The following is a 5,905-nucleotide window of genomic DNA, read 5'->3' on the forward strand; positions in this document are numbered from 1 at the left end:
GGCGAGCAGCGCGATGAGCCCGAAGTGGGCCAGCGACCCGGTGACCGTGTAGATCCAGATCGGCACCGCGAACTCGGTGAGGGCCGATCCGGTGAGCGAGACCAGCTGGCCCAGCGCGACGGGCAGGAACCGCCGCATGCTCGGCTCGCGCTCCTCCCGTACGGCCCGCCGCTCCACGGTGTCCTGGAGCCACCAGGTGCCGCCCGCCTCGCGCGAGTGCGCCTCCCGCCAGGCCGCGTCGGCGGTGTGGACGCCGGTGAGGATCTGAGCGAGCTCGTCGGCGCGGTACTTGGGGAAGAAGTGCCCGGCCTCGTCGATGACGACCAGCGACGAGGAGTCCGACAGCACGCACCATTCCTTGAAGCGCTCCTGGTAGAACTCGGTGCTCGGGTCGCGCTCGCCGACCACCGAGACGATCGGCGCCCTCAGCCGGGGCTGTTCGGTGCTCAGCAGCCTGGTGAAGTGCTCCTCGGCCATCCGGCCGTCCTCGCGCATCAGCTCGACGGTGAAGGCGACCTGTTCCTCGTCGAGCCCCGACATGTCGCCGCCGAGCGCGCGCAGCTCCGCCGCGACCGTGCGGGTGCCGTGCAGGCGGTCGTTGACCAGCCTGCTGAGCGAGCCCAGGAAGCGGCCTCTGGGCCGGGCGAAGGGGAAGATGCCGCCCAGGTAGAGGGCGTCCAGCTCGCGCCCCGACGCCTCGATGCGCTGGGCCAGCTCCACGGCCAGCGCGCTGCCCGGGGCGCAGTGCCCGTAGACCACGATCGGACCCTGGACGTGCGCGGCGATCTCCTCGACGCAGCGCCTGGCCACCTCCTCGTAGGACAGCTGCCCCTCCTCGCCCGGCTCGCGCCCGGGGGCGGCGACCGCGTAGAGGGAGTAGCCGGCGGGCATGGCGTCGGCGAGCGCCTGGTAGACGACCGCGTTGGCGCCGCCGTACGGCACGCAGATGACCGAGCCGGCGCGTTCCCGCGGATCGACGGGACGGGTCAGCTCGGCCAGTATCCGGCGCGGCGCGGCCGTCTCCCCCCGCCGCTCGGTGACGAGCCCGGCCAGCTCGGCGACCGTGGGGTGCTTGAACATCTCCAGCACGCCGATCGGCGGCCTGCTGTCCGGGAAGGTCTTGCGCATCCGCGCCACGACCTGGGTGGCGAGCAGCGAATGGCCGCCGAGGTCGAAGAAGTTGTCGCCGGTGCCGACCGTCTCCAGGTCGAGGACGGCCGCCCAGATGGCGGCGATGGCCTCCTCGGTCGGGTCGGCCGGGGCGGTGTGGCCGGGCCGCTGGTCCAGGCGCTCGGGCTCGGGGTCCGGCAGCGCCCTGCGGTCCACCTTCCCGTGGGCCTGGAGCGGGAAGCGGTCGAGCCAGCCGAACCGGCCCGGGACCATGTACTCGGGGAGCCGTTCGAGCAGGTGCGCCCGGAGCTCGGCCACCGGGGCCTCCACCGCGCCCGGCTCCTTCTCCAGCCACGCGACGAGGCGGTCGCCGCGCAGGTCCACCACGCCCTGGACGACTCCGGGGAGCGTGCCGAGCGCGGCCTCGACCTCGCCGAGCTCCACCCGGTAGCCGCGGATCTTCACCTGGTGGTCGGTGCGGCCGAGGAATTCCAGGCGCCCGTCGTCGAGCCTGCGGACCAGGTCGCCGGTGCGGTACATGCGCGTCCCGGGCTCGCCGTACGGGTCGGCGACGAAACGCTCGGCGGTCAGGGTGGGACGGCCGAGGTAGCCCCGGGCCAGGGTGTCGCCGCCGATGTAGAGCTCGCCCGCGACGCCCGGCGGGACCAGGCGCAGCGTCCGGTCCAGCACGTAGACGCGGGCGCCGGGGAGCGGGCGGCCGATGGGCCAGGCCGTGCCGGCCGCCGGCGCCCCGGGGTCCACCCGCTCGGTGGTCACCGCGACGACCGTCTCGGTGGGGCCGTAGCTGTTGAAGATCGCGCAGCCCGCGCGGGAGGCCAGCTCGCGGACCCAGGCGGTCGGCGACGCCTCGCCCGCCAGGATCAGCGCGCGGCGCGGCAGCAGCCGTCCGGGCTCCACCTCCGCGCCCAGCGCGGCCAGGTGGGAGGGCGTCATCTTCAGATAGTCGAGGTCCCGCACGGCCTCGGCCAGCTCCGGCCCGGAGCCGCGGCGGGGGAGCTGGTGGAGGGTGCCGCCGCCGGTGAGCGGCAGGTAGAACATCAGCATGCTGAAGTCGAAGGCGAGCGACTGGAGCAGGCCGAAGGTGGCGCCGGACACGATGTCGTAGTCCTCGCGGATGTACTCCAGGTAGGACACGATGTGCCGGTGCTGGACGCCGACGCCCTTGGGCCGCCCCGTGGTGCCGGAGGTGTAGATCACGTAGGCGAGGTCGTCGGGGCCCGCGAGCGGTTCCAGCGGGCTGTCGTCGCCCTCGCCGGCCGGCCGGTCCAGCTCGACGACGGAGCCGGTGAACCCGGCCGCCCGCTCGCGCAGCGCCGAATCGGTGACCAGCGCGACGGCCGACGAGTCGGCCAGCAGGAACTCCAGCCGCTCGCGCGGCTGCTCGGGGTCGAGCGGCAGGTAGGCGCCGCCCGCCTTGAGCACCCCGAGGATCGCGACGGCGGCGTCCACGGCCCCGTCCAGGCAGATCGCGACGCGGGCGTCGGGCCCCACCCCGAGGCTCCGCAGGTGCCTGGCCAGCCGGTTGGCCCGGCGGTGCAGCTCGGCGAAGGTGAGTGAGCGCTCCCCGGCGACGAGGGCGGGCGCGTCGGGGGTCCGCGCCGCCTGGGCCTCGGCCATCTCGCCGAGCGTGCGGTGCGCGGGCCGCCAGATGCGGGTGCCCGCCCAGTCGCCGAGCAGCCTCCCGCGTTCCTGCTCGTCGAGCAGCGACACCTCCGACAGGCGGTGGTCGTGGCCGGTGACGGCCTCCTTCAGGAAGCGGCGCATCGAGCGCTCGATCCGCTCGACGGTGGCCGGTTCGAACAGGTCGCTGCGGTAGGTGAACAGGCCGTTCAGGCCGTCGTCGGTCTCGGTGACGTAGAGGGCCAGGTCGAACTGGGTGATCGCGAGCGGCGGGTCGAACGGGACGACGTCCAGCCCGGCGACGGCCCTGTCCCGGCTCGCCTGGCCGGTGAGCGTGAAGGTCGCCTGGAAGATCGCCGAGCGGCTGGGGTCCCGCTCCACGCGCAGGTCGTTGACGAGCTGGTGGAACGGGTAGTCCTGGTGCGCGAGCGCGCCGAGCACCGTCTCCCTGGTACGGAGCAGGTGCTCGGCGACGGTGGGGTCGTCGCCGGTGCGGCTGCGCAGGGTCACCATGTTGACGAAGGAGCCGACCACCTCCTCCAGCTCGCGGTAGGGCCGTCCGGCCACCGGCGAGCCCACCGCAAAGTCGTCCTGGTCCGCGTGCCGGGCGAGCACCGCCTGGTAGGCCGCGAGCAGGGTCATGTAGAGCGTGGCGCCGTGCGAGCGGCCCAGCTCGCGCACGGCCTCGGTCAGCTCGGCATCCCAGGTGAAGGCGTGGACCGCGCCGTCGAAGCGCTGTTCGGCCGGGCGCGGCCGGTCGGTGGGCAGCTCCAGGTCGGGCAGCCCGGCCAGCTGCTCGCGCCAGAAGGCGACGTCGGGCTCGACGGCCGGCCCGGCCAGCCGCTCCCGCTCCCACACGGCGAAGTCGCCGAACTGCACGGGCGGCTCGGGCAGCTCCGCCGGCACGCCCTCGCGGAGCCCGCCGTACAGCCTGAGCAGCTCCTCGGCCATGATCTCCAGCGACCGGCCGTCGCTGACGGCGTGGTGGACGGCGAGCAGGAGCACGTGGTCGTCCGGCCCGATGCGGACCAGCACCGCCCGCAGCGGCACGTCGGCCGCCAGGTCGAACGGCCGCAGGAGTTCCTCGCCGACGAGCTCCGCCGCCCGTTCCACGCCGTCCGCTTCGACGACCTTCAGCACGGCGGGCCCCGGCCCGTCGACGACGACCCGCGGCCGCCCGTCCTGGGTGGTGGGCAAGCGCATCCGCAGGGCCTCGTGCCTGGCGGTCAGCGCCGTCAGCGCCTCCTGGAGCAGCGCGGCGTCCAGCTCACCCGTCAGGCGCATGGCCAGCGGGATCGTGTAGGCGGTGTTGCCCGGAGCGAGCTGCTCCATGAACCACAGCCGCTCCTGCCCGCTGGAGGGCGGTGGCTCGGTCCCCGGGGGGCGTGGCCGGACGGTGGTGCCCGCAGCCCGGCCGCGCAGTCGTTGCGACAAGAGGGCGCGTTTGTCGGCTGAGAGGGCGACGGCGCGCTCCGACAGCTGCTCGGTCATCCGAGGCTTTTCCCTTCCTTGCTGGGACTACGGCGTTGCGGGGCTACGGGCTCTGTCCTTCGATGTCCGCGATCAGCAGCGCCTCGACGGCGTCCGCCAGCCTCTCGACCGTGGGGTTGGTGAAGACCGCGTCGACCGGTACCTCCAGGTCCACGGCGGCCCTGATCCTGGAGACGACCCTGATGGCCAGCAGCGAGTTGCCGCCGAGCGCGAAGAAGTCGTCGTGCACGCCGACCCGCTCCACCCCGAGCACCTCGGTCCAGATCTCCGCGACCAGGACCTCGGCCTCCGTCCGGGGCTCCTGCGCCACGGCGGCGGGCTCCTGCCAGGCGGGGGCGGGCAGGGCCCGCCGGTCGATCTTGCCGTTGTGGTTGAGCGGCAGCCCGTCCAGCAGGACGAAGGCCGAAGGCACCATGTAGGCGGGCAGCGTCTCCTCGGCGAAGCGCCGCACCTGCCCGGTGAGCTCCGCGTCCGCGGCGGGGGAGGGAGCGGCCGGCGGCCGGTGCGGGACCACGTAGGCGACCAGACGCCTGTCACCCGGCTGGTCCTCCCGCACCAGGGTCACGGCCTGGGCCACGGCGGGGTGGCGGGCCAGGACGGTCTCGATCTCGCCGAGCTCGATGCGGATGCCGCGGATCTTGACCTGGTCGTCGACGCGGCCCAGGTAGTCGAGGAGACCGTCGGGCAGCCAGCGGACGAGGTCGCCGGTGCGGTACATGCGCGTCCCGGGCTCGCCGTACGGGTCGGCGACGAAGCGCTCGGCCGTGAGGTCCGGGCGGCCGAGGTAGCCGCGGGCCAGGTGCTCGCCCGCGATGTACAGCTCGCCCGGCACGCCGGCGGGCACCGGGCGGAGCCTGCCGTCCAGGACGTAGGCGCGCGTGTTGTCGAGCGGGCGGCCGATCGGGACGACGGCGGCGGGGGCGGTCACGTGGTGGGCGGTGACGTAGATCGTGGTCTCGGTGGGGCCGTAGCCGTTGCGGACCTCGCCGCCGGCCAGCAGGACGCGCTCCACCGCCGGCGGGGACGCGGCCTCACCGGCGATCCACAGCTCCGGGACCCGCGCGAGCACGGCCGGCGACTCCTCGGCCAGGACGTTGAACAGGCCGGTGGTCAGGAACACCGCGCTGACCTGTTCCTCCTCCAGGGCCCGGCGCACCACCGAGGCGTCCACCGGGCCGGGTGGGGCCACGACCACGGTCCCGCCGTTGAGCAGCGGCACCCACAGCTCGTACATGGAGACGTCGAAGGAGGACGCCGTGTGGAACAGGACCCTGCGGTGCCCGGGGCCGTGCCAGAGGCGGTCGGCGGCGAAGGCGGCGACGTTGCGGTGGGTGACCGCCACCCCCTTGGGCACCCCGGTCGACCCGGAGGTGAACATCGCGTACGCCAGCCGGTCGGGGGCGATCTCCAGGTCCGGGTCCACCGGGTCGCTCTCCGGCCCCACCTGGACGGCCGGCACGTGTGCGGTGAGGTCGTGTCCGGCGTAGGTCGCATCGGTCACCAGAACCCGGGCGCGGGTCTGCTCGGCGATCCAGCGCATCCGTGCCACCGGCAGGCCGGGGTGGAGCGGCACGTAGGTGCCGCCGGCCTTGACCACCGCCAGCAGCGTCACCACCGTCTCGGCCGAGCGCTCCATCAGCACCACGACCGCCGACTCGGGGCC

The 5,905-nt window shown here is 74.2% G+C and carries 2 protein-coding genes; both read right to left on the reverse strand.

The window, feature by feature from the left end:
* Nucleotides 1-4,242, reverse strand: a 4,242-nt coding sequence (locus ACWDS7_RS45875; protein WP_451934421.1) for a non-ribosomal peptide synthetase, incomplete at its 3' end; no start/stop codon positions are given.
* A 43-nt stretch (nt 4,243-4,285) separates the two neighbouring features.
* Nucleotides 4,286-5,905: amino acid adenylation domain-containing protein (locus tag ACWDS7_RS45880; protein WP_451934422.1), on the reverse strand; the 1,620-nt coding region annotated here is incomplete at its 5' end.

This window comes from Streptosporangium sp. NPDC003464 (genome assembly GCF_053588315.1).